The organism is Pseudarthrobacter xylosi (genome assembly GCF_055412765.1).
Genome location: NZ_JBVAYT010000003.1, coordinates 123,631 through 150,226 on the forward strand (window position 1 = coordinate 123,631; position 26,596 = coordinate 150,226).

The following is a 26,596-nucleotide window of genomic DNA, read 5'->3' on the forward strand; positions in this document are numbered from 1 at the left end:
CGCCATGAATGCCGCCGCGCGGAAGATCCAGCGCATCTACCTCACCCTGACACTGGGCAATACCCTTGCCGCTTCGTTCATCTGGGGCATCAATACGCTTTTCCTGTTGGATGCCGGGTTGAGCAACCTGGAAGCCTTCGCGGCCAACGCCTTCTTCACGGCCGGCATGGTCCTCTTCGAAATTCCCACCGGGGTCATCGCGGACGGATGGGGTCGACGGGTCTCATTCCTGCTCGGTACGGTGACGCTGGCGGCCTCCACCTACTTGTACTACCTGCTCTGGCAGTTGTCCGCACCCTTCTGGGCCTGGGCGGTGGTGTCCGTCCTGCTGGGCCTGGGGTTCACGTTCTTCTCCGGGGCCGTGGAGGCCTGGCTGGTGGACGCGTTGCACTTCTCCGGCTATGACGGTGCCTTGGAGGCAGTCTTCGGACGGGCACAGATGGTAGCCGGCGTCGCCATGCTCGCGGGCTCAACGGCCGGCGGCGTAATCGCCCAGGCCACTGACCTCGGCGTGCCGTTCCTGTTGCGCGTAGGTGTGCTCCTGGCGATGTTCGGGGTGGCCTTCTGGCTGATGCGCGATGTGGGTTTCACGCCGGAGCGTTCGCCCCATCCGCTTCAGGCGACGCGCACAGTGTTGGCCGCCTCCATCGACAACGGCCTGAAAAACCCGCCCGTGCGGTACATCATGCTGGCCGCGCCGTTCAGCGCCGGCGTCGGGATCTATGTTTTCTACGCTCTGCAGCCCTATCTGCTGGAGCTCTTCGGCGACCCGCACGCATACTCCGTCGCCGGGCTCGCCGCGGGCATTGTGGCCGGGGCGCAAGTGGTGGGCGGCTGGCTGGCGCCGATTGTCCGGCGCCTGGTCCACAAGCGCACCACTGTCCTGGTGGTGAGCAGCAGCATGGGGGCACTGATCCTGGTGGCGCTCGGCATCACGCGCGTGTTTTGGGTGGCCCTGCTGCTGCTGGTGCTCTGGGCGCTCGTCTCCGCCGCGGGCACCCCGGTACGGCAGGCTTATTTGAACGACATGATCGACTCAAAACAGCGGGCCACGGTGCTGAGCTTCGATTCGCTGATGGGATCCAGCGGTGGAATTGTGGTGCAGCCGCTCATGGGCCGGGCGGCGGACGTGTACGGCTATCCGCTGTCACTGGCCATCAGCGGTGTCATCGAACTGTTCGCCGTACCGTTCCTGCTGGCGAGCCGTCGGCGGCGCTCGCCGGCCGACACAGCAACCACCGAAACTGCTGCGCCAGCCTGAAGCCATGGCCCTTAGCCATGCCCGCGGCACAAAAAATTGAGCCTTGAGAGTCCCCTGCCAGCGGAGTAACGTGGCGCAAACCCACCCTGCGGAACACCCTGACTTGGGAGAGATCATGCCTAGTGTGCGACGTCGATTGGCGGCTGTGACGGCTGTCCTGGCTTTGAGCGTAACAACGGGGGCGGTGACCAGCCCCGCGTTCGCAGATCCCCGCGCGACGGACAAGACCCCGATGGCTACGGGGTACGGCGGGGCGGTGAGCACCGTTGACCCGGAGGCGTCCGCTGCGGCGATCGAGGTCCTCCGGGCCGGCGGCAATGCGGCCGACGCCGCCGTCGCCGCGGCCGCGACCCTGGGTGTGACCGAGCCCTACAGCGCCGGCATCGGCGGCGGCGGATACTTCGTGTTCTACAACGCTAAGACCGGCAAAGTGGGAACCATCGACGGCCGCGAAACGGCGCCGGCAACGATGCCTACGGACGCGTTCATCGATCCAGCCACCGTCACTCCGGCGAACCCGGCCGGCAGCCCATACCGGTTTACCCCCGAACTGGTCACCAGTGGCGTCTCCGTAGGCGTCCCCGGGACACCGGCCACGTGGGAACGGGCCTTGGAACGGTGGGGCACACTGGACCTTGGCGAGGCCCTCAAGCCCGCCATCAAGGTGGCCAACCGTGGATTCGTGGTGGATGAAACCTTCCGCCAACAGACAGATGACAACCGGGCGCGCTTCGAAGCATTTCCCGCCACGAGCAGCCTGTTCCTCCCGGGTGGCGAACTGCCCGCCGTCGGGAGTATTTTCCATAACCAGGACCTCGCCAAGACGTACCGGCTCCTCGCGAAGGAGGGAACGGATGCCTTCTACGGCGGCCCGCTCGCAGCGGAGATCGCCGCCACGGTCCAGTCACCGGCCAAGAGCGACACCACCCAGCTGCCTGTTCCGGCCGGCCACCTTACGACGGCGGATCTCGCCGCATACCGGACGCTGGACCAGGAGCCCACTCACGTTGAGTACCGCGGCTACGACGTCTTCGGCATGGCTCCGTCCAGCAGCGGTGGCACCACAGTGGGCGAGGCGCTGAATATCCTGGCGCCCTTTAACCTGGGCGAGATGACCGCGCCGGACGCACTGCATCACTACCTCGAGGCCAGCGCACTCGCATTCGCGGACCGGGCCAAGTACGTGGGCGACCCGGCATTCGTCGATGTCCCCACCGATGCCCTCACGGATCCGCAGTTCGGCAAGGAACGCTCCTGCGAAATCGATCCGGGCAAGGCGGCAACCAAGCCCGTACCGGCAGGGAACGCGTCAGATTACAGCGGCGTGTGCACGCTTGAACCTGCGGCAACGGCAGACGAGAAGGACACCGAAAACATCTCCACGACCAATCTGACTGTCGCTGACAAGTGGGGCAACGTGGTGGAGTACACCCTCACGATCGAGCAGACCGGCGGGTCCGGCATGGTGGTGCCCGGCCGCGGGTTCCTGCTGAACAATGAGCTCACCGACTTCTCCACCGTCTATGTCCCCACCGACCCGAACCGGATCGAGCCGGGCAAGCGTCCACGGTCCTCGATGTCTCCCACCATCATCCTCAAGGACGAAAAGCCGTTCCTGGCGCTCGGTTCCCCCGGCGGATCGACCATTATCACGACGGTGCTGCAGACCATCCTCAACAGGGTGGACCTGGATATGAACATTCTGGACTCGCTGGCGGCACCGCGTGCATCCCAGCGCAACACCGCCAATGTCACGGCCGAGCCGGACTTCATCAAAGCATATGGAGACGCGTTGGCACCGTACGGTCACAAGTTGGTCCCCGCAGGGGACGCCTTCACCTCGGCTGCGGAAATCGGTGCCGCGACAGCCATCGAGTTCGGGCCCGGCAAGAGCATGACCGCGGTTGCCGAGCCCTTGCGGCGCGGTGGCGGTTCGGCGATGGTGGTCAAAAACACACGGTGAGCCGGCGGTGCCTCAGTGCACCGCGAGCCGCTGGGGACGGTGGCACACGTTACTGCCCCATGCCGGGCTGGACAGGGACAAACTCGATGGTGGTTTGGATCTTTTTCTGCGGACCACGGGAAAAGCCCTTGGCATCAAGCTGGTTCTGGGCGCGGTACACGGCAAGGGCGTCGTCGTAGAGTTCGTTGAGCCGGCGGCCGGAGACTTCCTCCTGGGAGCCGTCGTTGAACGTGACAGTCACAGTGGCGCTGGCGGGAAAGTGCCGCTTCATGCGGATGAAGCCTTCAGAGTCCTGCTGGAGATTGATCAAAGGAAATCCTGCTTTCATGGTCGACGACCTCCAGTCTGACGCATCCGGCCGCACCTCCGCTGAACCCGGTGCGGGATTGCGGCGACAATGGACGGGTGACATCGCCAACCAACTCCGCCGCCGTCCCTGCTGGCACCTCTACCGCCGGCACCTTTGATCTGGCGGCCATCAGCACCGGCCTGGCCTTCGCTGAATCACTCGGGGACTTGTCCTCCGTGCTGCGCGCCGGCGGTGCGGCGGGTACTGCAGTGGTGCAGGCACCGCCCGGCACCGGCAAAACAACGCTTGTCCCGCCCCTGCTGGCCAACCTCGCCGCGCTTGCAGGAAAGTCCCGGCGCGTGGTGGTCACCCAGCCCCGACGCGTCGCGGCGCGTGCAGCCGCCCGCCGCCTGGCCGTACTGGATGGCAGCCGGCTCGGAGACCGCGTGGGGTACACCGTCCGCGGTGAACGCCACGCCGGGCCCGCCACCCTGGTGGAGTTTGTCACGCCGGGGATCCTGCTGCGGCGCCTGCTCGATGATCCCGGCCTGGAGAACATCGGCGCGGTCATCCTGGACGAGGTCCATGAACGCGGCCTCGAAACCGACCTGTTGCTGGGAATGCTCACCGAAGTGCGGCAGCTGCGCGGAGACCTCACCCTGGTGGCCATGTCCGCCACCCTTGATGCGCCCCGCTTCGCCGCCCTGATCGGGGGCGCAGCTGCCGGGAATGCAGGGACCGGACACGAAGCAACAGAACAGACAGGGACCGCGGACGACGACGGCGGGCCGGCTCCCGTCGTCGACTGTCCCTCAGCCCTGTACCCCCTCGCAGTGGAGTGGGCGCCTGCCGCAGTGCCGCGGTTGGACGACCGCGGAGTGACACGCGGGTTCCTGGACCACGTGGCGGATACGGCTGCGCAGGCCCACACCGCCGCGGTGGGGCAGGACGCGGGCACCGATGCACTGGTTTTTGTCCCGGGCGCCTGGGAGGTCTCCTATGTGGCGGCCCGCCTCCGCGGCCGGGCGGCCCCGGGGACCGACGTGCTGGAACTCCACGGCCAGGCCAGCCCGGCCGAGCAGGACCAGGCTGTGTCGGGGCGGCGGCCGGGCGGCGCTGCACGGATCATAGTGTCCACGGACCTGGCCGAATCGTCCCTGACCGTCCCCGGGGTGCGGCTGGTGATCGACTCAGGGCTGACCCGTGAACCCCGCCGCGATGCCAGCCGGGGCATGTCCGGACTGGTAACTGTTTCCTGCTCACGGGCTTCCGCGGAACAGCGCGCGGGCCGGGCGGCGCGGCAGGGGCCGGGCCGGGTGGTGCGCTGCTACGACCAGCGGACCTATGGTGCCGCGCCGGCGCATGTGACCCCCGAGATCGCGGTCGCGGACCTGACCGGCGTTGCTCTGGTCCTGGCCTGCTGGGGATCACCTGGCGGCGCCGGCTTAGCGCTTCCGGATGCACCTCCCGCAGCAGCCATGGGCGAAGCCATCGAGGTGCTTCGCGAACTCGCTGCTGTGGACCGGGATGGGCATGCAACCTCGCTGGGGCGGACGCTGGCCAGGGTTCCGTCCGATCCCAGGCTGGCCCGGGCACTGCTCGACGGCGCAGCTGCCGTGGGTCACCGCGCCGCAGCGGAAGCAGTGGCACTCGTGGCGGGGGACCAGCGCGCCCCGGGGGCAGATCTCACCCGGCTACTGACCGTACTTCGCACCGGTAAGGACCCCGCCGCCCGGCGCTGGGCGGAGGACGTCCGCCGGCTGGAGGCCATTGCGCTGAAGGAGGCCGCCGCCGTCGGCCCGTCCGCCATCGCTTCCCTTGTGAAAACCGAGCCCTTGACTGCAGCGGAGGCGGTGGGCGTCGTCGTCGCGCTTGCGTTCCCGGACCGCGTGGCCCGGCGCGTCCCGGGCGATGGCCCGGCACGGTACCTGCTGTCATCCGGTACGCGCGCGGGGTTACCGGCGGGCAGTCCGCTGAGCGGGCAGGAGTGGCTGGCCGTGGCGGAAGTTTCGCGTGCCGCTGGCCGGGATGCGGCTGGCACGGGGGCGGTGATCCGCTCCGCGGCGCCGTTGAGCGCCGAAACCGCAGAGGCGGCCGCCGGGCAGCTCCTGACCGACACGGTGGAAGCGCAGTTCAACCAGGGCAGGGTGAAGGCCAGGCGGGAACGCCGGTTGGGTGCCATCAGCCTGTCCTCCACCCCCGTCCGCCCCTCCGCCGAGGACGGCCGTGCAGCCGTGGCCCGCGCCCTCGCCAAGGAAGGATTGGCAACCATCGGATGGTCGACGGCGGCTGACGCCTTGCGCCGCCGCCTCGCGTTGCTGCGCCGCGAACTGGGCGAGCCGTGGCCGGATGTTTCCGATCCGGCCCTGCTGGCACGGCTGGACTCCTGGCTGGGGCCGGAGCTCGAGGCACTGGCCGGCGGCGCCGCCACCAGCAGCATCGACCTCACCGACCCCTTGCGGCGGCTGCTGCCGTGGCCGGAGGCGGTCCGCCTGGCGGAGCTGGCACCGGAGGCGTTGAAAGTGCCGAGCGGATCGATGGTGCGGATCGACTACCCCGAGGTATCGGACAAAGCGGGCTCAGGCGGTGTCGGGTCGGGCCCGCCGGCGCCTGACGAGTCAGGATCCAGGCCGGCAGCATCTGGGCAGAATGGCGCGGACGACGGCGGCCGGCCGGTTGTCGCGGTCAAGCTGCAGGAGTGCTTTGGCTGGGCTGAGACGCCCCGGCTGGTGGACGGCAGGGTGCCTGTCCTGTTTCACCTGCTGTCTCCTGCGCGGCGGCCGCTCGCCGTGACGGATGACCTGGCCTCCTTCTGGTCCGGGCCCTATGCGCAGGTGCGGTCCGAGATGCGCGGCCGGTACCCCAGGCATCCGTGGCCCGAGGATCCCTGGACGGCTCAGCCGACTGCCCGGACCAAAGCCCGCATGTAGCGCCGGTCCGTCCGGAGGCTTTCTTACGTCGTTTGTACAGGTGAGATGTCCGATACGTGGCCGAAACGTTGCGTCGACGTACTGAAACATGGCGCAGTTAGGCTCGGTCCTACTTGGACAACGTGGTCAGAACACCACACGAAGGGACACAATTATGTTGCTTTTGAGTAGCCTGAACTTCCTCTTTGACGCCGGCCGCGGAGAGGGCAACCGCCCGCACAATGGCAATGGCGGGATCGTGAAGACCGATTTCCCCACCGGCCGGCTGACCTCCACCGCCTGGGAAGGCTGGTGGCACGAAGACGCCGCGTAGCCGGGCCGGGGCACCCCGCCAGACCCGGAGGTCCGGCCCGGCCGGACCGGTCAGCCGCGGCTCCGCATGAACCCAGCCACCTTCGGCGCCAGCGCCCCACCGATCTCTGCCGCGTCGCGCTTCTTCCCTGCGACGGCGAAGGAGTGGTCACCCCCGTCGATCCAGTCAAGGACGGCGGACGGGCCGATCCGCGACACCACACCCTCCAGCAGGTCCGCCGTCGCGAAGGTGTCGCGCGTGCCCTGCAGGAACAACATGGGGAGCGTGAGCCCGTAGAGGTGCTCGTCGCGGAGCTTTTCCGGCTTGCCGGGCGGGTGCAGGGGGTAGCCAAGATAGACGAGTCCGGCACTATCCATTCCCTCAGCAACGGCCATGGACGCCATCCGGCCGCCGAACGATTTACCGGCAGCCCACACCGGTCCGGTATCACCGTGCTCGGCTCCGAGCCGCGTTGCTTCATGCATGGCGGCCCGCCAGGCGGCGATGGCTGCCGGCGGCCGGTCCGGGAACTTCCGTCCGGCCTCGCGGTAGGGGAAGTTGAAGCGCAACGTGGCAACGCCGTCGTCGTTCAGTCCGCGGGTGAACCCGCTCATAAAGGGATGCTCCATACCTGCCCCGGCGCCGTGCGCCAGCACCAGGGTCCCAAACGGGCTGTCCGGGCGGGCGTAAACGCCGGAGACTTCGACGTCGCCGACCGGGAAGGTGACAGGGAATTCAGCAGCGGCCATAGGTCCATGATGCCGGATCGCAGGCGACCACGCGCCGAGGTGCTGACGCCGCGCGCGGCGCAGGGTAGGTTGTCCACATGGCGAGCGAACAGACCACCCTCACTGTCCCGGGACCGCACGGCGAGCGCGAGATGCGTGTTTCCAGCCCCAGCAGGGTGCTCTGGCCGGATCTCGGTCTGACCAAGCTGGACCTCGCACGCTACATGGTGGATGTGGGGGAAGCGTTCATGGCCGCGAACGGTGACCGTCCGGTGGCGCTGCAAAGGTACTCTGACAACGTCGAAGGGGACCAGTTCTTCTCCAAGAACCCGCCCAAGGGAACCCCCGATTTCATCCGGTCGGTGAAGGTGGTCTTCCCCAGCGCACGCTCGCACCCCATGCTGGTCCTGGACGAACCTGCCGCGGCCGTCTGGGCAGTCCAGATGAATACGGTGGTGTTCCACCCGTGGCCCTCACTGGCCGGGGATACCGATAACCCTGACCAGCTCAGGATCGATCTTGACCCCCAGCCGGGCACGGATTTCGACGACGCCGTCCCGGCCGCGCTGGCGCTGAAGGACGTGCTGGCGGAGGCCGGGCTGGAAACGTTCATCAAGACATCGGGGAACCGCGGCCTGCACGTCTACGCGCCCATCGAGCCCACCCACGAATTCCTGGACGTCCGCCACGCGGTGATCGCGGCGGCCCGCGAGCTGGAGCGGCGGATGCCGGACAAGGTCACCACAGCCTGGTGGAAGGAGGAACGGGGCGTGAAGGTGTTCCTGGACTTCAACCAGGCGAACCGCGACCGGACCATCGCCGGCGCGTACAGCCCCCGCGCGCTGGCCCATGCGCCGGTCTCCTGCCCAATCAGCTGGGACGAACTGGGCAACGCGGATCCCAAGGACTTCACCATCCTGACGGTCCCGGAACGGCTTCGGACCATTGGCGATCCCTGGGCAGACATGAAGGCGCATCCGGGCACTATCGATGTGCTGTTGGAGTGGTGGGAGCGGGACCTCAAGGCCGGCCTCGGCGAGCTGCCCTTCCCGCCGGACTACCCGAAGATGCCCGGTGAGCCCCCACGGGTACAGCCGAGCCGCGCACGCAAGCAGGACTGAGTCCGTTTGAGCTGGTCCCCGTGTTCAGGAAGGGCCTACTCGAACCGGGAAGGGTCCCCGGTGCCGCGACGAACCACCTCGGCCACCCCGCTGGAATAGTCGATCACCGTGGTGGGCTCTGCCCCGCAGTCGCCGGAATCGATGACGGCGTCCACCTCGTATTCGAGGCGCTCCTTGATTTCCCAGCCCTGGGTCAGCGGGTCTTCCTCGTCCGGGAGCAGCAGGGTGCTGGAGAGCAGGGGTTCGCCAAGCTCGGCCAGCAGCGCCTGGACCACGCGGTTATCCGGGATCCGCACGCCCACCGTCTTTTTCTTCGGGTGCAGCAGCCGGCGCGGAACTTCCTTGGTGGCAGGCAGAATAAATGTGTAACTGCCGGGCGTGACGGCCTTAATGGCGCGGAAGACGTCGTTGCCAATGTTCACGAACTGGCCCAGTTGGGCGAAATCCTTGCACACCAGTGTGAAGTGGTGTTTGTCGTCGAGCTTGCGGATATTACGGATCCGGTCCAGCGCATCCTTGTTGCCCAGCTGGGCCCCGAGGGCGTAGCAGGAGTCCGTGGGGTAGGCGATCAGCCCGCCGTCAAGCACGATCTTCACGGCCTGCGTAATGGCGCGGGGCTGGGGATCCTGGGGATGAACATCAAAGTATCTGGCCATGTTCCTGAGCCTACGACAATTGCCGCCCTGGTCAGTAGACAGGCACGGTCCGTGCGTCCAACGCCGTAGGCGTATAGGTTCATGGAGGATAGGTTCAGGGCGTTACAGTTCAGTCCGTCGGGTGAGTCCCGGGCGGACAAACGAAAGGTGGCAGCATGCCGGTGTGGCTTCAGGCGTTGATGTGGGGAACCCTGGCTGGTGCCGCCCTGGTGCTGGGGGCTGCGGCGTCGTGGAAGTGGGCCATTCCATCCAAACTTGTCTCCTCGATCATGTCCTTTGGGGCGGGCGTGCTGATATCGGCCCTGGCGTTCGAGCTCGTCGGTGAGGCTGTTGAAGGAGGGGGCCTGTGGCCCACCATAGCCGGATTCCTGGCCGGTTCCGTGGTCTACGTCGGGGCTAACATGCTCCTGTCACGGGCCGGCGCTAAACACCGCAAACGCTCGGGCGGCCAGCAGCCGTCGGAGCAGGACAGCCCGGGCAGCGGCACTGCTATAGCGTTCGGTGCCCTCCTCGACGGGATCCCTGAGTCGATAGTGCTCGGCGTCGGACTCATCACGGCGGGATCGGTCAGTCCGGCCATGCTTGTGGCCGTGTTTATCTCCAACGTTCCCGAGGGTCTGTCCGGAACGGCCGGGATGAAGAAGGCAGGCCGCAGTACCGGCTACATCTTTGGGGTGTGGGGAGGCATTGCCGTGATGTGCGGGCTCGCCTCACTGATCGGGTACGTGGCGCTGGAGAACGCGCCGGCAGCTGTCGTCGCCTTCATTACCGCTATCGCGGCGGGCGGGATCCTGGCGATGCTCGCCGACACCATGATCCCTGAGGCGTTCGAGGAGCATCACAACCTCACGGGACTCACAGCTTCCGTTGGGTTCCTGACCGCTTTCACAGTCCACCAGCTCGGGGGGTGAGCTCCCGCCGTCGTCAACGGTCAGCCCACGTGCACCCACGGCCGCTTGGTGATGTCCGGTTCGGCTTCGCGCAGAATCTCGCGTGTCACGGGAGCGATTTCGCCTTCGCCCAGCACCAGGAAGCGCAGGAGGTTCACTGCGGGATTTCCCTCGGTCCAGCGGAAGTAGACGTGCGGCATCAGCCCGGTCACATCACGGATGTGCAGGAGCACCGAGGCGATGGTGTTGGGGACGCCCGGTCCGTGCACCTCCAGGACGGCAAACCCATGCCGCACCACGCCCCGGACTTCCAGGGCCGTCTCGAAGTCGGAGGAATCATCCACGATGACTTCCAGGAACAGTGTCTGGTAGTCGGCGGGGAAGTGGCTTGCTTCGGTGGCGGACGCCAGTTTCTGCCGGTAGGCGTCCGCTGACTGGCGCAGCGGTTCATGGGCGATGATCCCGATTGGACCGGACAGATTCTCCGCCATGAACTCCAGGGCCTGGGTGTCCAGCCGGACGTGCGTGGCGTGCAGTTCGAAGGACCGAAGCACCCTGGAGAGCAGCGAGATGCTGACGATCCCCAGGATGAAGAAGCCGGCAATCCGGATTCCTTCGGGACGTTCAAAGATATTGGCCACCGTTGTGTAGACAAAGAGCACCGTGATGATGCCAAAGCCGATGGTCCGCTTGCGCTGGTTAAGCCGCCGGGCAGAGAGCGTCACGGCAACGGCCGCGGAGGTCATCAGCACCAGGACGCCGGTGGCGTACGCACCGCCCTGGGCATCGACGTCGGCCTTAAACAGCCAGGTGATCAGGAATCCGATCAGCGTGAAGACGAGCACGAGGGGGCGCACTGCTTTCGCCCACGCAGGGGCCATGCCGTAGCGCGGCAGGTAGCGGGGGACAAGGTTCAGCAAACCGGCCATCGCGGACGCGCCGGCGAACCACAGGATGGCGATGGTGCTCAGGTCATACACCGTTCCGAAACCCGGCCCAAGGTATTCGTGCGCCAGGAACGCCAGTGCCCGCCCGTTCGCCTCCCCGCCCGGCCGGAATTCATGCTCGGGGATCAGGACCACCGTGGTGAAGCTGCTGCTGACCAGGAAGGAACTCATGATCACGGCCGCAGTGGTCAGCATCCGGCGGGTCCCCTGGATCCGCCCGGCGGGGTTCTCCTCGGTATCGCCCGCGCCGCCACGGATCTGAGGCATCACCGCAACTCCCGTTTCAAAGCCGGACAGCCCCAGCGCCAGCTTGGGGAAGACCAGAAGGGCGATGGCAACCGCCATCAGCGGATTCCCATGCGACGTGTTCAGGGTCTGCCACCAGTCACCGACGGCCACCGGATGGGCCGCTGCCTCCACCAGAGATCTGGCAATGACCACCACGTTGAGCCCCAGGTACAGGACCACCAGTACAACGGCGACGCCGATGGCCTCCTTGAACCCGCGCAGGAAGACCGCAGCGAGCAAAGCAAGCAGCACCAGCGTCACGGCCACCTCCTGGCCATGCAGGACATCCGGGGCAAACGGATTCTCGATCAGGTGTGCCGTGGCATCCGCGGCGGACAGCGTCATGGTGATCATGAAGTCCGTCGCCGCGAACCCGAGCAGCACGAGCACCAGGAGTTTGCCCCGCCACTTGGGGAGCAGCCGCTCCAGCATGGCAATGGAACCTTCGCCGCGGTGGCTTTCGCCGGCAACCCGGCGGTAGACCGGGAGCGCGCCAAACAGGGTAACCGCCACAAGCACAAGGGTGGCCAGGGGAGAGATGGCGCCGGCAGCGAGCGCCGCGATGGCCGGCTGGTATCCGAGCGTGGAGAAGTAGTCCACGCCGGTCAGGCACATCACCTGCCACCAGTGGTGCTTCTTCTCCTTGTCCGCGAGACCGCCCGGACCCTGATGGGTGCCCTTGGCGTCCTCCAGCCCGAACATCAGCCAACTGCCGAGGGCCGTCTTCCGCGTGGGCCGGAGGGCCGACGGATCGGCGGGGGGCCTGCTCATGGTGGTCATAGAAGCCTTTCAGTCTGCGGCACTGCACCGCGGGCACACCCGAATCTAGTCCGTGCTGCACGCCTCGAAGCCGGATTCCGGCGGATCTTGACGCATCCTTAACGCCCCTAGGACAGCCAGCACAGCGCTGCCACGCGGCCGGCGAAAATTGGCCGGATACTGGTGGGAGAATGGCGGCATGGCATGGGTACGGATAGTCATTGGCCTCAACGGCAGCGACGACGCAGAACAGCTCATCCGCCGTGCCGCCAGGATTCTCGAAAGGAGCGACGGCGGCGAGCTGGTGGCCGTCCACGTCCGCACCACGGGCGGTGCCGCGGGCGAGTCGCCCCAGGTCCTGGACGCACAACGGCGGCTCGTCACCGACTTAGGCGGAACGTACCACACGGTCTCCGCGGTGGACCCGGCCACGGCCGTTCTGGACTACGCCCGCAAGTCCGGCGCCACCCATATTGTCGTGGGGCAGTCCCGCCGCGGGCCGCTGGCCGGTGCGCTGGCAGGTTTGCTCGCCGGCGGCACCGTGGAAGCCCGGGTGGTCCGTGGTGCGGGGGACGTCGATGTCCAGGTGGTTCCCCGCGTCCCATCTCAACAGAACGCACCGCGCTCGCGGCCTGACCTGGGCCGGACCAGGGTTGGTCTTGGCTTTGCGCTCGCAGCATCCCTGCCGGTACTGCTGCAGATCCTGCTCACAGCCTTCGACCACAGCGTTGCCACCGCCGTCCTGATCCAGCTCGCGGGCGCCGTTGCAGTGGCGCTGGTGGGCGGGTTGTGGCCTGCGGTCGTCGGCGCGTTGTGGAGCAGCGTGCTGGTGAACTACTTTTCCACGCCGCCCCTGGGGGATCTGGCCATCGGTGATCCGCAGGATTTCCTTTCCCTGGGCGTATTTGCCGGGGTCTCCGTGGCTGTCGCCGGCGTGGTGGACCGGTCTGCCCGCCGGTCCAAGGAGGCCGCCCGCGCCCGGGCAGAGGCGACGACGCTGGGCGACCTTGCGTTGGGTGCCTCCCGTTCGGAGGACACCCTGGAGGGGATACTGGCGGAGGCCTTGGACGCTTTTGGGGCCACCGGTGCCGGTGTGTTCAGCCGCCGGGAGGGCATGGCGGAAGGTTCCGGCCCGGCGTCGGGAGCCTCCGAAGTCCGCGGCGCGGACGGCAGGGTCTGGCGGCTGGTTGCCAGCGCGGGGGAAACCACAGGGTGGGAGCATGGCGAAACCGGCGTGCCGGGCAGCACTGCAGAACCGGTCGACGACGACACCCGGCTGGTGCTGTTCGGCCGGGAGGTGCCCGCGGCGGAGAGCAGGCTCCTGGGTGCGTTTGCGGTCCACGTGAAAGCCCAGCTGGAACGTCGCCAGCTGGCCGTCAGCCGGCGCGAGGTGCTGCGGCTGGCCGAGGGGAACACTATGCGCACGGCGATCCTGCGGGCTGTGTCCCATGACCTGCGGACTCCTCTGGCCGGAATCAAGCTCGCCGCCGGTGGCCTGCTGCAGCGAACGGTGACCTATACGCCGGCGGAAGAAAGGGAGCTGCTGGAAACCATTGACGAATGCACGGACCGGCTGGACCAGCTGGTGGGAAACCTACTGGACATGTCAAGGATCACCGCCGATTCCGTCCGGCCGCTGCTCGGACCCGTACGTTGGAGCGAGGTTGTGGCTCCGGCCCTCCGCGGGCTCCCGGACGGAACGGTCAGGGTGGAGCTCCCGGCCAACATGCCCACAGTCGAAGCTGATCCGGTGCTGCTCGAGCGCGTTATCGCGAACATTTTGGAAAACGCCGTCAAATACGCGCCGGGTTCGGGGATCACCATCACTGGCGCTTCCGATGGCATGGGCGCCGCCACCCTGGACGGCTATCCGTCAGGCGAACTGCGGATCATCGATCACGGCGCCGGTGTGCCCGCTGGGCAGGTGCTGGACATGTTCCAGCCGTTCCAGCGGCTCCACGACCGGCCCCAGGCCACGGGCGTGGGACTGGGCCTGGCCGTTGCTGACGGCTTCGCCAAGGCGATGGGCGGCGCGTTGACCGCACAGGAGACGCCCGGCGGAGGACTGACCATGGTGATCAGGCTGGCCCTTTCCACGGGCTCACCGGGCGCGCGCCACGCGGCCGGCCAGCCTCGGCAGGAGGCCAGTTGAACACGGACCAGGCGGCTTCTTCCGTCACACAGGCCGGCCACCGCGCCAGTGTCCTAGTGGTCGACGACGATCCCCACCTGCTGAAGGCGCTCCGGATCACACTCCAGGCCCACGGCTACGCCGTGGACACAGCGTCCGACGGCGGCGCCGCCCTGCGTGCCGCATCCCACCGTCCGCCGGACGTGATGATCCTGGACCTTGGACTGCCGGACCTTGACGGGGCCGAAGTCCTGCGGGAACTCCGTCGGTGGAGCACCCTGCCGGTGCTGGTGCTGTCCGCACGCCACGGCTCAGCGGACAAAGTCGACGCCCTGGACGCCGGTGCGGACGATTACATCACCAAGCCTTTCGGACTGGACGAGCTGTTGGCCCGCCTGCGTGCGCTCCTCCGCCGCGTTCCGGAACCTGCGTCGGTGCCCACAGTGGCCGTATCCTCCTTCACCGTGGACCTGGCCCAGCGGCAGGTCACGAGAGAGGGGAACGTTGTCCGGCTGACGCCGACCGAATGGAACATCCTGGAACTGCTGGTCCGGAACCCTTCGCGGTTGGTGACCCAGCAGCAGCTCCTCCTGGACGTCTGGGGACCGGCCTACGAGACTGAGGCCAACTACCTGCGCGTGTACATGGCCCAGTTGCGGCGGAAACTGGAGGCCGACCCCGGGAAGCCCCGCCACCTGCTGACCGAGCCCGGCGTGGGGTACCGGTTTTTGCCCTGAACCCGGAACAGCCGCAACCACCGGTGGTTGAGCCTGTCGAAACCCCATTAACCCTATGAACACGGCTGGAAGTGCGGCAGGATGTTGACTGTTCCGAATCCTTTTCACTTCCGCACCACAAGGAGAACCGGCCATGCCAACGACGCTCAACCCCTACCTTGGCTTCCGCGAGAATGCCCGGGAGGCGATGACCTTCTATCAGTCCGTGTTCGGCGGTGACCTGGCCCTCAGCACTTTCGGCGAGTTCCACGCCAGCGAAGATCCGGCGGAAGCCGACAAGATCATGCACGGCATGCTGACGGCCAGCAACGGACTGGTCCTGATGGGGGCTGACACGCCCAACGGCATGGACCTCGCAACCGGCAGCTCCATTTCGGTTTCGCTCAGCGGCGACGACGAAGCTGAACTGCGCGGCTACTGGGACCAGCTGTCCGCCGACGGCGGCACTGTCACCGTTCCGCTCGAACCGGCGCCCTGGGGGGACATCTTCGGCATGTGCACCGACCGGTTCGGTACTGCCTGGCTGGTCAACGTCAACAACCCGCAGTCGGCTCCCGCGATCTAGCTGCTGCGCTTCTACCTATACCTGCAAGAAACGGGGGGCTGCAGGCGCTTCGTCCAGGGATGTCTCGCAGGAACGCGGCGACGCTGCCCGGTCGGAGACGCTTGCTGTCTGAGGACCCGCTCCAGCCGGTTTGATGGCCAAGAGTCCTTGAGGAGGGGCTGCCGGCAATGTAACGATTAATGCGTGCAGCCCCTTATCCACTTCATGGCCGGTCCGGGTCTGCCGGAGTGACGGAGAGCGGCTTTGCGGAACGTCACCCTCTACCTGGACGTCGACGGCGTGGTGTGCCCGTTCGGTGCAACGGACAACACGCCGTGGGGTTCCGGCTGGCGACTCGCGAACGCCGGCATGCTTCAAGTGGCATATGCGCGCCAACTGGTTGACGGGCTCAACGAACTGTCCCTGGTACACGGGATCCGGTTTGTGTGGCTCACCAGCTGGAAGGACATGGCCGCGGAATACTTATGCCCTGCCATCGGACTGGACGGCGGCCACTGGCCCTGCCTGACAGCGGAGGGTGGCGGAACGGGGGAGACCTGGTGGAAGCTTGCCGCGCTCCAGGAGGACCTGGCGGCCAACACCCCGGACGGCATCGTGTGGATTGACGACCAGCTCCGGTATGAACAGGAAGCACTGGCCTGGGCAGCATTCCTGGGCCCGCGTATCCTTACAGTCTCGCCCGATCCGCGCCGGGGAATCTCGCCGGCCGAACTGAACGCCGTCAGCACCTTCGTCGCGAACCCGCTGTTTTGACCTCATGCTTAGGACGCGTACGATCGATAAGGTTTCAAGCCGGTTCTGTTAACGCCACAGGTCATTTCACGTGAACTGCAGGTGAATTATGCTGCAGGGCAGGCGGGGGTAAAGGAACTGCTGAACGTCGTCTCTGCAGATTGGGCAACAGGTGGATATCACCTTCATGGTGGCGCTGGTCATCGGACTGGCACTTTTTTTCGACTTCACTAACGGCTTCCACGACACCGCCAATGCGATGGCTACGCCCATCGCCACCGGCGCCATCAAACCGAAGACCGCTGTAACGCTCGCCGCAATCCTGAACCTGGTCGGTGCCTTCCTCTCAACGGAAGTGGCCAAAACAGTCTCCGGCGGCATCATCCGGGAAGGCACCGACGGTGTCCAGATCACCCCGGACATCATTTTCGCCGGCCTGATGGGTGCCATCCTCTGGAACATGATCACCTGGCTCAAAGGCCTGCCCTCCAGCTCGTCCCACGCCCTCTTTGGGGGGCTGATCGGCGCGGCTATCGCCGGCATCGGATTTAATTCCGTGAACCTGGAAACCCTGCTCCAGAAGGTCATCCTGCCCGCGATCTTTGCCCCGCTCATTGCCGGCCTTGTGGCGTACCTCTGCACCCGGCTCGCGTATGCCCTGACATCCCGGCACGATCCTGACACGGGCAGCAAGCTGACGCAGAAGCGCGGCGGATTCCGCACCGGCCAGATCTTCACCTCCAGCCTTGTGGCGCTGGCCCACGGAACCAATGACGCCCAGAAGACCATGGGCATCATCACCCTGGTCCTGATTTCCGCCGGTACCCAGGCGCCGGGCTCAGGCCCACAGTTCTGGGTCATCACCGCGTGCGCCGTCGCCATCGCTGTTGGCACCTACGCTGGTGGCTGGCGCATCATCCGGACCATGGGCTCCGGGCTCACCGAGGTCAAGCCCGCCCAGGGCTTCGCAGCCGAGACCAGCACCGCCTCAGCCATCCTGGCTTCCTCCCACCTGGGTTTCGCTCTCTCCACCACGCAGGTGGCGTCCGGCTCCGTGATCGGGTCCGGCATGGGCCGCAAAGGCACCACGGTGCGCTGGAACATGGTGGGGAAAATCGCCTTGGGCTGGCTGTTCACGCTTCCCGCTGCCGGCATTGTGGGCGCGCTGACCGCGTTGCTCGTGAAGACGGGCGTGGTGGGTGTGGCGATTGCCGCCGTCGCCGGCACCGCCGCGGTGCTGTTTATGTTCGTCTACTCCCGCAAGTCGTCGGTGGGCCACCACAATGCCGTGGAGGTCGAAGAAGCGGGCCAGACCGTCCGCTTCGCGAAGAAGAAGGCCCTCGCCCGGGCCCGCGCCAGGGCGAACCAGCAGAAGGACGCCACCGCCCAGGCGAACCAGCAGATGGACGCCACCGCCCCGGCGAACCAGCAGAACGATGCCGCCCAGGCGAACCAGCAGAAGGACGCTCAGCTATGAAGTGGTTAGAACTTTTGACTGTGGCCGGCACCACCCTGGTGTCCGCGGTAACGGTTGTGGTCCTGTATTCGCTGGGCGTGCGGCTGACGGCCATCGCCGGCGACGCCCAGCAGGCCTCACCCCGCGCCAAACGCTACTTCGCCTACGCCTGCTTTGGCCTCTGTGGTTTAGCTGTGATGTTCGGGCTCTACCTGATCATTCCGTACTTCAGCAAGTAGCCCTTCAGCCCGGCGCCACCGCAGCGCTACTCTGGTTCCATGTCCAGGATCCAGTATTTTGTCGCGGCTTCCATCGACGGTTTCATTGCCACCACCAAGGATGACCTCGCCTGGCTTCTTGAGTTCGACGGCTTCGAGGGTGGCAAGGAAAGCTACGAATCCTTCATGGCCGGCGTCGGCTGCATCGTGATGGGCGGCGAGACGTACGCCTGGCTGATGGAGCACGAGCCCGGTAACTGGCCGTACCCTTCCACGCCCTGTTATGTGTTTACCCGGCACGAGCACGTTGCGCCGGCCGGCAGTGACATCACCTTCATCCGCGGACCCGTGCAGGAGTTTATCCAGGACTTCAAGGACCACGCAGGTGAGACGAACGTCTGGGTGGTGGGCGGCGGAAACCTCGCTGCGCAATTCGCCGATGCCGGACTGCTGGACGAACTCATCCTCTCGGTCATCCCTGTTGTCCTGGGCGAGGGGAAGCGGCTGCTCCCGCTGGAAGGCCCGACGACGCCACTGGAGTTGACGGCGTCCCGCACCTTGGGCCGGGGGATCGTGGAGTTGCGCTACACCCTCACAGCCCCGGATCCGGCCGGCTAGAGAACGCCGCCGGAGGCTGTCAGGCCTCCGCGGGCTCGTTGTCCCGCAGCATGTTGGTGATGCGTGCCGTGGAGAGGCGGCGGCCTTTTTCGTCGGTCATCACGATTTCGTGGGTTGTCAGTGTCCGGCCCAGGTGGATCGCGGTGCAGGTACCTGTCACGGTGCCCGCACCGATCGCACGGTGGTGCGTGGCGCTGACTTCGATGCCCAGGGCGTGCCTGCCGGCGCCGGCGTGCATCCCGGCGGCGAAGGAGCCCAGCGTTTCGGCCAGCACCACATGGGCGCCGCCGTGCAGGATGCCCGCCACCTGGGTGTTTCCTTCCACCGGCATGGTGGCCACCGTTCGTTCCGGGCTCATCTCCAGGAAGTGGATCCCCATCTTCACCACCAGGGCGCCGATACCCATGTGGCCGAGCCAGTCGTGGAGGTCCGCCGGGACGCCGGCTGTGACCAATTCCTCAGTGAAGGGGCCGGGCGTGAAATTGTCCATCATGGGAACTAGGCTGGCACCTGTGAGTGAAACTACCAAACCGGCCCCCTTCCCTTCCGAGACCGCAGTGCTTGACACTGATGCTGCCCTGCAGGACATCGACGTCCTGCCGGTCGGAGGCCAGGTTTCCGCCACGGATACCCCGGTGGTTCCCATCACCGGCCAGCCTCGGCTTCTGGTGCTTGACGGCCACTCGATGGCGTTCCGCGCCTTCTTCGCCTTGCCGGCGGACAAATTCTCCACCGCCAACGGACAGCACACCAACGCCATCCACGGCTTCACCTCCATGCTCATCAACCTGATCAAAGACCAGAAGCCCACGCACATTTGTGTCGCCTTCGACGTCTCGGATGACACCACGCATCGCAAGGCGGAGTACAGCGAGTACAAGGGCGGACGCAATGAAACGCCCCGTGAGATGAGCGGCCAGATCGACCTCATCGACAAGGTCATGGGCGCCTGGGGTATCAAGACCATCAAGCTGCCCGGCTACGAGGCTGATGACATCCTGGCAACCCTCGCCGCCATGGGGGAAAAGGCAGGCTTCGAGGTATTACTCGTCTCGGGCGACCGTGACGCCTTCCAGCTGATTACGGACAACGTATTTGTGTTGTACCCGCGGAAGGGCGTCAGCGACATCCCCCGGATGGACGCGGCCGCCATACAGGAGAAGTATTTTGTGACTCCTGCTCAGTATTCGGATCTCGCCGCGTTGGTGGGGGAGACGGCGGACAACCTCCCGGGCGTACCCGGCGTCGGCCCCAAGACGGCGGCAAAGTGGATCAACCTCTACGGGGGTCTCGAGGGGGTCCTCGAGCACCTGGATGCCATCGGTGGAAAAGTGGGGGAATCCCTCCGCGCCAACGTCGAGGACGTCAAGCGCAACCGACGGCTGAACAGGCTCCACACGGACCTCGAACTCCCGCTCACCCTGGACGACCTCGCGGAACCGCGCCCGGACGAGGCCGCCCTGGAGACGCTGTTTGACGAGCTCGAATTCAAGACCATCCGCACCCGGCTCTTCGCCCTGTACGGCAGCGAGGAAGTGGAATCCGCGGAACGCGAGAGCGTCGCCACGCCGGACTTCGTGATTCCCGCCGGGGCAACCGAGCTGGGCGCCTTCCTGGCGGCTGGCGCTGGCAAGACGTCGGCAGTCGCCGTTGACCTGGTGCCCGGACGGATCGGCGAGGACGCCGCCGCGCTGGCCATCGTCCGTGACGACGCCGCCGTATATGTCGACCTCGCCACCCAGGATGCCGCCGCCGAAAATGTCCTCGCGGACTGGCTGCGTGATGAAAACTCCCCGAAGGTCATGCACGGTTACAAGGCTGCCCTGAAAGCCCTCTCCAGCCGAGGCCTGGGCCTGGAGGGCGTCGTGGACGACACGTCCATCTCCGGGTACCTCATCCAGCCGGACCGCCGCACCTATGAACTCGCGGAGCTGGCCCAGCACCACCTCAACGTCAGTGTCCCGTCGGAGACCTCCAAGGCGGGCCAGCTGGAGCTGGCGTTCGACGGCGACGACGCCGCCGCTGCCGGTGCCCTGGTCCAGGTGGCGGCTGTGGTCCACGCCCTGAGCCGGCACTTCGAATCAGAACTCACAGAACGCAAGGCCGGGGACCTGCTGACCACCCTCGAGCTGCCCGTCAGCCGGGTGCTGGCCGACATGGAAACCGCGGGCATCGCCATCGACCTGCCGCGCATGGACGAGCAGATCGCTGATCTGGCCAAGGTGATCGACAACGCGCAGGAACTCGCCTTCGCCGCGATCGGCCATGAGGTTAATCTCGGATCGCCGAAGCAGCTGCAGACCGTACTCTTTGACGAACTTGAGCTGCCGAAAACCAAGAAGATCAAGTCCGGCTACACCACGGATGCCGCGTCGTTGAAGAACCTCCTCGAAAAGACCGGGCATGAATTCCTGGTCCAGCTGATGGCGCACCGGGAGTCCTCGAAGCTGCGCCAGATGCTGGAGTCGCTTAAGAAGTCCGTGACCGAAGACGGCCGGATCCACACCACCTACGCGCAGAACGTGGCAGCGACGGGCCGTATTTCGTCCAACAACCCGAACCTGCAGAACATCCCCATCCGCAGCGAGGAAGGCCGTCGCGTCCGCGGCATCTTTGTGGTCAGTGAAGGCTACGAATGCCTGCTGTCTGCGGACTACTCGCAGATCGAAATGCGGATCATGGCGCACCTTTCGGGGGATGCTGGCCTGATCCAGGCTTACCAGGACGGCGAAGACCTTCACCGGTTCGTGGGCTCGAACATCTTCCACGTGCCCACCGAGGAAGTCACCAGCGCCATGCGCTCCAAGGTCAAGGCCATGTCCTACGGACTCGCCTATGGCCTGACTTCGTTCGGCCTGTCCAAGCAGCTGGAAATTTCCGTCGACGAGGCCCGCACCCTGATGAAGGACTACTTCGACCGGTTCGGCGCCGTCCGCGACTACCTTCGCGGTGTGGTGGATCAGGCCCGGGTGGACGGCTACACAGCCACCATTGAAGGGCGTCGCCGCTACCTGCCGGACCTCACCAGCACGGACCGGCAGCTGCGCGAAAACGCGGAGCGCATCGCCCTGAACTCACCCATCCAGGGATCGGCCGCGGACATCATCAAGCGCGCCATGCTGGGTGTGCATGCTGAACTGGCGGCCCAGGGCCTGAAGTCGCGCATGCTCCTGCAGGTCCACGACGAACTCGTGCTTGAAGTCGCCGCCGGCGAACGTGTTGCAGTGGAGAAGCTCGTTACCGAGCAGATGGGTGCTGCAGCGGACCTCAGCGTCCCGCTGGATGTGCAGATCGGCGTCGGCCCCAGCTGGTACGACGCCGGCCACTAGGAACGGGATTGCTGGGAGCGAACGGGGCGGGGCGCGATGGACAAATATGACGTCAAGAAACAGTTCAAGGAGCTGTACGCGCCCCGCGCCCGCGATTTCGAAGTGGTCACCGTCCCTCCTTTGAACTACCTGATGCTGGACGGGCACGGAAATCCGGGGACTGCCCCCGCCTATGCCGCCGCCCTCGAAGCACTGTTCTCGGTGTCCTACGCCGTCAAGTTCGCCAGCAAGCATGCGGGCCGGGACTACGTCGTCGGGCCGTTGGAGGGCCTCTGGACTGCGGATGATCCAGACGCCTTCACCCGCGGCGAGAAGGACAGCTGGAAGTGGACCATGATGATCCAGCAGCCGGGCTGGATCGGTGCCGCCGAGGTGCAGGACGGTGTCGCGAAGGCGGCGGCGAAGAACGTTCCCGGGCTGGACCAGCTCCGTCTTGAGACCCTCGACGAAGGCCTCTCGGTGCAGATCCTGCACCTCGGCAGCCACGACGACGAAGCTCCCACTCTGGCCCGCCTGCACCATGAATACATGCCGGCCAACGGCTTTGGATTTGCCGGCCTGCACCATGAGGTCTACCTCAGCGACGCCCGCCGTGTGGCACCGGAAAAGCTCAAAACCATCCTCCGCCAACCCGTGCGGCGGCTCTGAGCCATTTCCTGCCGGCGCGCGTGTTGCTGCTGGCCAGGCGCCGGATTCATTGGTTAGGCTCGGCGGTGTGGCTGAACTGAGTGATGACTATGAAATCCGGCGCTTCGCAGCGGTATCCAAAGGCGAGGCGGGATATCCCAACGCCGAATCGTGGGTGAAGGCGGTGTCCTTTGGCTTCCACGAATCCACGCGGACGCCGGAACATGTTGCGAAATCCTTGGAGACCTACGCGGCTGACCGGCGGATCTTCACCGGCGCCTACCAGACGCGGGAAGTCGCAACGGGCTCGCTCCCCGCGGAGGTGCCGGTGGCAACCTTCGGCACGCTGCGCAAAAATCTCAACATCGGCTTCGGCAGGCTGCTGGAAACCCAGCTGGTCACCGCAGTGACGGTCCGGACCTCGCACCGTCGTCGCGGCCTGCTACGCCGGATGATGTCAGAGGACCTGGCCATGTCAAAGCAGGATGGCCTTGCAATGGCCGCATTGACAGCGTCGGAGGGCTCCATCTATGGACGGTTCGGCTACGGTGTTGCCAGCTTCGAACGCACGGTAAAGGTTGACACTACGTCCCGCTTCCAGCTCAACCACCAGGCCGTTGGCACCGTGGACATCGCGGACCCGCGCGTGCTGCTGGACCTGGCGCCGGAAGTCTTCGACCGAGTGCACCGTTTGACCCCGGGATCGATCGGCCGCCAGGACTGGTACCGCCAACTGGCTTCAGGATCCTTGGGACGTGAGGGCAAAGAAGACCCCGCCGTCAAGGTGGCCCTGCATTACGGCCCCGACGGGGCCGTGGACGGCTACGTCTCCTACAAGTTCCTCGGCTGGGACACCGAGCCCTACACGATGCAGGTGGTGGACCTTGTGGCCGCCACGAACGAGGCCTACCTGGAACTCTGGCAGTTCCTGGCCGCCATCGACCTGGTGGAACGCGTCACGTGGGAGGAAGCACCGCTGGATGACCCGCTCACCTGGGCGCTGGCTGATCCGCGCTGTATCGACTCCTCAGACAGCCGTGACATGCTCTGGCTCCGCATCCTGGACGTGGCCCAGGCATTGGAAGCCCGGCATTACCTGGTGGACGGCAGGCTTGTGTTCGAGGTGCAGGACGCGCTTGGCCTGACGGCTGGGACGTTTGCCATGGAGGTCAGCGGCGGCCATGGCGCCGTCGTCCAGTTGGACGCTTCGGAAGATCCGGACCTGACGCTGGATGTCGCCGCGCTGTCATCTATTTATCTGGGCGCAGTCTGTCCGGTTACGCTGACTTCGGCTGGGCGGATCCGTGAACACAAGCAGGGCGCGTCGCTCCGGGCACGGGGGATGTTCGCGGTTGAGCGGGCCACCCACTGCCTGACCCATTTCTAGGGGCCCCTGCCTCGTTCAAGGACAATCCATGGGGGATTTTGGTGTGCCCGGGCCGACGGGCCGACGGGCTATTTTGCTCGGTCTGGTGTCCGGCGTGCTTGCTGCCGTGACATCGTGTTCGTCGGCGGACACGGTTGGGCTCGAGTCCGCGGCTCTTTCGGATGAACGCTCGGACCTCGCGGTACTTGCCCCGCCCGTGCCAAACGAGCCGGAAGCGTCGGCGGCACCGGCGCAGGTCCCGGCCGCGACGGCAGCCGCTGTCCTGACGCCGTCAAAAGCCCAGCTGGTGACGGAATTCGACGGCCGCCGGCCGGCCGAGTGGGGTCTGGCCGTAACCGGCGTGGTCACGAGGTCGCACGCGAGTCATACGGTGCTCACCTTCGATGCCTGCGGCGGCCCCGGCGGATCCGGCGTCGACAAGGAACTGCTCGCCACGCTCCGGCGGCTGAACATCCCGGCCACCCTCTTTGTGAATGCCCGGTGGATCCAGGCAAACCGGCAGGTCGCCGCCGAGTTGGCGCACGACCCGCTCTTTGAACTGGCCAACCATGGCTGGCAGCACCGGCCGTTATCCGTGACCGGCAAATCAGCCTATGGCATCCCCGGCACCGTGAGCGTGGCAGACGCATATGACGAACTCACCGGCTGCACGGATATCTTCCGGGAAGTGACGGGGCACCAGCCACGGTTCTTCCGCGCCGGCACGGCATATCTCGACGAGGTGACCGCCGCGATGTCCCGGCGTCTGGGCATGTTGCCGGTCAACTTCAGCATCAACGCCGACGCCGGCGCCACGCTGGCGCCATCAGCGGTTGCCTCTGCCCTGGCCACAGCACGTCCTGGCGACATCGTCATTGCGCATTTCAATAAGCCCGGCGGCGGCACAGCCGCCGGCTTCCGGCAGGCGCTGCCACAACTTCAGGGCGGCGGAACCACGTTCGCCCGCCTGGGCGATGTGTTGCATGCGCTTTGACCCCTGTTGGCCGCTGCGACTAGAATAAGTGGGCGCGTACTACGTGCGCGTTTCTAGAATCCACAAATCAGGAAGACCCGGCAGATCCTTGCGAGCTGCCGAGACCTGCGCCTGCGTTCCATAACGCGGGCCGGTGGTTTGCCTGACCGACTAACTATCCACAACGGAGCCCCTACTACATGACCATCACCTCCACCGAGAAGCCCGGTACCCCCGTAGTCGCGATTAACGACATCGGTACCGCTGAGGACTTCCTCGCAGCAGTCGACGCCACCATCAAGTACTTCAACGACGGAGACCTCGTCGAAGGTACCGTCGTCAAGGTCGACCGCGATGAAGTTCTGCTCGACATCGGTTACAAGACCGAAGGTGTCATCCCCTCCCGCGAGCTGTCCATCAAGCACGACGTTGATCCCGGAGACGTTGTCTCCGTTGGCGATCTCGTCGAAGCCCTGGTGCTCACCAAGGAAGACAAAGAAGGCCGCCTGATCCTCTCCAAGAAGCGTGCTCAGTACGAGCGCGCCTGGGGCGACATCGAGAAGGTCAAGGAAGAAGACGGTGTTGTCACCGGTACCGTCATCGAGGTTGTCAAGGGTGGTCTTATCCTCGACATCGGTCTGCGCGGCTTCCTGCCCGCATCCCTCGTCGAGATGCGGCGTGTGCGCGACCTTGCTCCGTACATCGGTCAGAAGATCGAAGCCAAAATCATCGAGCTGGACAAGAACCGCAACAACGTTGTGCTGTCCCGCCGTGCATGGCTCGAGCAGACCCAGTCCGAGGTCCGCTCCACGTTCCTCAACAAGCTGGAAAAGGGCCAGGTCCGTCCCGGCGTCGTTTCCTCCATCGTCAACTTCGGTGCCTTCGTGGACCTGGGCGGCGTAGACGGCCTCGTTCACGTTTCCGAGCTGTCCTGGAAGCACATCGACCACCCGTCCGAGGTTGTCGAAGTTGGCCAGGAAGTCACCGTCGAGGTTCTCGAAGTCGACCTGGACCGCGAGCGTGTTTCACTGTCGCTCAAGGCTACGCAGGAAGATCCGTGGCAGACCTTCGCCCGCACCCACGCCCTTGGGCAGGTTGTTCCGGGTAAGGTCACCAAGCTCGTTCCGTTCGGTGCGTTCGTACGCGTCGAAGACGGCATCGAAGGCCTCGTGCACATCTCCGAACTGGCAGTCCGCCACGTGGAGCTTGCTGAGCAGGTTGTCTCCGTTGGTGACGAGCTGTTCGTCAAGGTCATCGACATCGACCTCGAGCGCCGCCGTATCTCCCTCTCCCTCAAGCAGGCTAACGAGGGCGTTGACGCCGAGTCCACCGAATTCGATCCGGCTCTCTACGGCATGGCCGCTGAGTACGACGAAGAGGGCAACTACAAGTACCCGGAGGGCTTCGACCCGGAGTCCAACGAGTGGCTTGAAGGCTACGAAAACCAGCGCGCCGTCTGGGAGCAGCAGTACGCTGACGCCCAGACCCGCTGGGAAGCACACAAGAAGCAGGTTGCCCAGCACGCTGCCGACGACGCTGCAGCTGCAACGTCCGGTGACAGCGATTCCGGCACCACCAGCTACTCCTCCGAGCCTGCTGCAGCCGAGTCCAACACCGGTGGCGGCACGCTCGCTTCGGATGAGGCTCTTGCAGCTCTGCGCGAGAAGCTGACCGGCAACTAATTGCCACCGGCCCGGGGCTTCCCGGGCCAACACAGCGG

General features: G+C 65.8%; 23 protein-coding genes. 18 read left to right on the plus strand and 5 right to left on the minus strand.

Features of this window, described 5'->3' with window-relative positions; translation table 11 throughout:
* The first annotated feature begins 4 nt into the window (after positions 1-4).
* Together ACZY1F_RS08130 and ggt are read left to right on the plus strand one after the other, a co-directional pair.
* Positions 5-1,261: an MFS transporter gene (locus ACZY1F_RS08130; RefSeq protein WP_463941254.1), complete on the plus strand. Its 1,257-nt coding sequence runs from the start codon at positions 5-7 to the stop codon at positions 1,259-1,261.
* A 115-nt stretch (positions 1,262-1,376) separates the two neighbouring features.
* A complete protein-coding gene (gene ggt, locus ACZY1F_RS08135) occupies positions 1,377-3,224 on the plus strand; it encodes a gamma-glutamyltransferase (protein WP_463941255.1) in 1,848 nt (615 codons plus the stop codon).
* A 49-nt stretch (positions 3,225-3,273) separates the two neighbouring features.
* On the opposite strand, the gene ACZY1F_RS08140 is transcribed toward ggt, so the two are convergent.
* The gene (locus ACZY1F_RS08140; RefSeq protein ID WP_463941558.1) at positions 3,274-3,534 is read right to left on the minus strand and encodes a hypothetical protein; all 261 of its coding nucleotides are present in this window, start codon (positions 3,532-3,534) and stop codon (positions 3,274-3,276) included.
* A 95-nt stretch (positions 3,535-3,629) separates the two neighbouring features.
* Between ACZY1F_RS08140 and ACZY1F_RS08145 the strand changes: the two genes are divergently transcribed.
* Together ACZY1F_RS08145 and ACZY1F_RS08150 are read left to right on the plus strand one after the other, a co-directional pair.
* A complete protein-coding gene (locus ACZY1F_RS08145) occupies positions 3,630-6,443 on the plus strand; it encodes an ATP-dependent RNA helicase (RefSeq protein ID WP_463941256.1) in 2,814 nt (937 codons plus the stop codon).
* Positions 6,444-6,597: 154 nt separating this feature from the next.
* Entirely contained in the window at positions 6,598-6,756 is a 159-nt protein-coding gene (locus tag ACZY1F_RS08150) for a hypothetical protein (RefSeq protein WP_463941257.1), read from the plus strand.
* A 50-nt stretch (positions 6,757-6,806) separates the two neighbouring features.
* On the opposite strand, the gene ACZY1F_RS08155 is transcribed toward ACZY1F_RS08150, so the two are convergent.
* Positions 6,807-7,484 carry an alpha/beta hydrolase family protein gene (locus ACZY1F_RS08155; protein WP_463941258.1) on the minus strand — a complete coding sequence of 226 codons (678 nt, stop codon included), beginning with the start codon at positions 7,482-7,484 and terminating at the stop codon, positions 6,807-6,809.
* 77 nt (positions 7,485-7,561) lie between these two features.
* Here ACZY1F_RS08155 and ligD point away from each other — a divergent pair, with 77 nt between their 5' ends.
* Positions 7,562-8,584, plus strand: a complete 1,023-nt coding sequence (gene ligD, locus ACZY1F_RS08160; protein WP_463941259.1) for a non-homologous end-joining DNA ligase — start codon at positions 7,562-7,564, stop codon at positions 8,582-8,584.
* A 35-nt stretch (positions 8,585-8,619) separates the two neighbouring features.
* Here the strand turns inward: ligD and ACZY1F_RS08165 are convergent, their stop codons facing one another.
* Positions 8,620-9,240, minus strand: coding sequence for an L-threonylcarbamoyladenylate synthase (locus tag ACZY1F_RS08165; protein WP_282330773.1), 621 nt, complete (start codon positions 9,238-9,240; stop codon positions 8,620-8,622).
* Between the two features lie 155 nt (positions 9,241-9,395).
* On the opposite strand from ACZY1F_RS08165, the gene ACZY1F_RS08170 reads away from it, so the two are divergent.
* A complete protein-coding gene (locus ACZY1F_RS08170) occupies positions 9,396-10,151 on the plus strand; it encodes a ZIP family metal transporter (RefSeq protein WP_463941260.1) in 756 nt (251 codons plus the stop codon).
* 20 nt (positions 10,152-10,171) lie between these two features.
* On the opposite strand, the gene ACZY1F_RS08175 is transcribed toward ACZY1F_RS08170, so the two are convergent.
* A complete protein-coding gene (locus tag ACZY1F_RS08175; RefSeq protein ID WP_463941261.1) occupies positions 10,172-12,145 on the minus strand; it encodes an APC family permease in 1,974 nt (657 codons plus the stop codon).
* A gap of 178 nt (positions 12,146-12,323) precedes the next feature.
* Here ACZY1F_RS08175 and ACZY1F_RS08180 point away from each other — a divergent pair, with 178 nt between their 5' ends.
* The 7 genes from ACZY1F_RS08180 (at position 12,324) to ACZY1F_RS08210 (ending at position 18,581) form a co-directional block, all read left to right on the plus strand.
* Positions 12,324-14,276, plus strand: a complete 1,953-nt coding sequence (locus tag ACZY1F_RS08180; protein ID WP_463941262.1) for a DUF4118 domain-containing protein — start codon at positions 12,324-12,326, stop codon at positions 14,274-14,276.
* The gene (locus tag ACZY1F_RS08185; RefSeq protein ID WP_463941263.1) at positions 14,273-14,992 is read left to right on the plus strand and encodes a response regulator; all 720 of its coding nucleotides are present in this window, start codon (positions 14,273-14,275) and stop codon (positions 14,990-14,992) included. The genes ACZY1F_RS08180 and ACZY1F_RS08185 overlap by 4 nt, the downstream gene beginning before the upstream one ends.
* 133 nt (positions 14,993-15,125) lie before the next feature.
* Positions 15,126-15,557: a VOC family protein gene (locus ACZY1F_RS08190; protein ID WP_463941264.1), complete on the plus strand. Its 432-nt coding sequence runs from the start codon at positions 15,126-15,128 to the stop codon at positions 15,555-15,557.
* A gap of 243 nt (positions 15,558-15,800) precedes the next feature.
* Positions 15,801-16,310 (plus strand): HAD domain-containing protein, encoded by a 510-nt coding sequence (locus tag ACZY1F_RS08195; RefSeq protein WP_463941265.1) that lies wholly within the window; start codon positions 15,801-15,803, stop codon positions 16,308-16,310.
* A 151-nt stretch (positions 16,311-16,461) separates the two neighbouring features.
* Positions 16,462-17,766 (plus strand): inorganic phosphate transporter, encoded by a 1,305-nt coding sequence (locus ACZY1F_RS08200; protein ID WP_463941266.1) that lies wholly within the window; start codon positions 16,462-16,464, stop codon positions 17,764-17,766.
* The gene (locus tag ACZY1F_RS08205; RefSeq protein ID WP_463941267.1) at positions 17,763-17,984 is read left to right on the plus strand and encodes a hypothetical protein; all 222 of its coding nucleotides are present in this window, start codon (positions 17,763-17,765) and stop codon (positions 17,982-17,984) included. Before ACZY1F_RS08200 ends, ACZY1F_RS08205 begins: the two co-directional genes overlap by 4 nt.
* A 39-nt stretch (positions 17,985-18,023) precedes the next feature.
* A complete protein-coding gene (locus ACZY1F_RS08210) occupies positions 18,024-18,581 on the plus strand; it encodes a dihydrofolate reductase family protein (protein ID WP_463941268.1) in 558 nt (185 codons plus the stop codon).
* Positions 18,582-18,600: 19 nt separating this feature from the next.
* Here ACZY1F_RS08210 and ACZY1F_RS08215 read toward each other — a convergent pair whose 3' ends face one another.
* Entirely contained in the window at positions 18,601-19,074 is a 474-nt protein-coding gene (locus tag ACZY1F_RS08215) for a hotdog fold thioesterase (protein ID WP_463941269.1), read from the minus strand.
* A 193-nt stretch (positions 19,075-19,267) separates the two neighbouring features.
* On the opposite strand from ACZY1F_RS08215, the gene polA reads away from it, so the two are divergent.
* The 5 genes from polA to rpsA all read left to right on the plus strand — a co-directional run bounded on the left by polA (position 19,268) and on the right by rpsA (position 26,558).
* The gene (polA, locus tag ACZY1F_RS08220; protein WP_463941559.1) at positions 19,268-21,910 is read left to right on the plus strand and encodes a DNA polymerase I; all 2,643 of its coding nucleotides are present in this window, start codon (positions 19,268-19,270) and stop codon (positions 21,908-21,910) included.
* Positions 21,911-21,946: 36 nt separating this feature from the next.
* On the plus strand, positions 21,947-22,558 hold the full coding sequence (locus ACZY1F_RS08225; protein ID WP_463941270.1) for a GyrI-like domain-containing protein: 612 nt from the start codon (positions 21,947-21,949) through the stop codon (positions 22,556-22,558).
* A 76-nt stretch (positions 22,559-22,634) separates the two neighbouring features.
* Positions 22,635-23,924, plus strand: coding sequence for a GNAT family N-acetyltransferase (locus ACZY1F_RS08230; protein ID WP_463941560.1), 1,290 nt, complete (start codon positions 22,635-22,637; stop codon positions 23,922-23,924).
* A gap of 28 nt (positions 23,925-23,952) precedes the next feature.
* A complete protein-coding gene (locus tag ACZY1F_RS08235; RefSeq protein ID WP_463941271.1) occupies positions 23,953-24,897 on the plus strand; it encodes a polysaccharide deacetylase family protein in 945 nt (314 codons plus the stop codon).
* Between the two features lie 179 nt (positions 24,898-25,076).
* Positions 25,077-26,558: a 30S ribosomal protein S1 gene (rpsA, locus tag ACZY1F_RS08240; protein ID WP_463941272.1), complete on the plus strand. Its 1,482-nt coding sequence runs from the start codon at positions 25,077-25,079 to the stop codon at positions 26,556-26,558.
* Positions 26,559-26,596 lie beyond the last annotated feature (38 nt).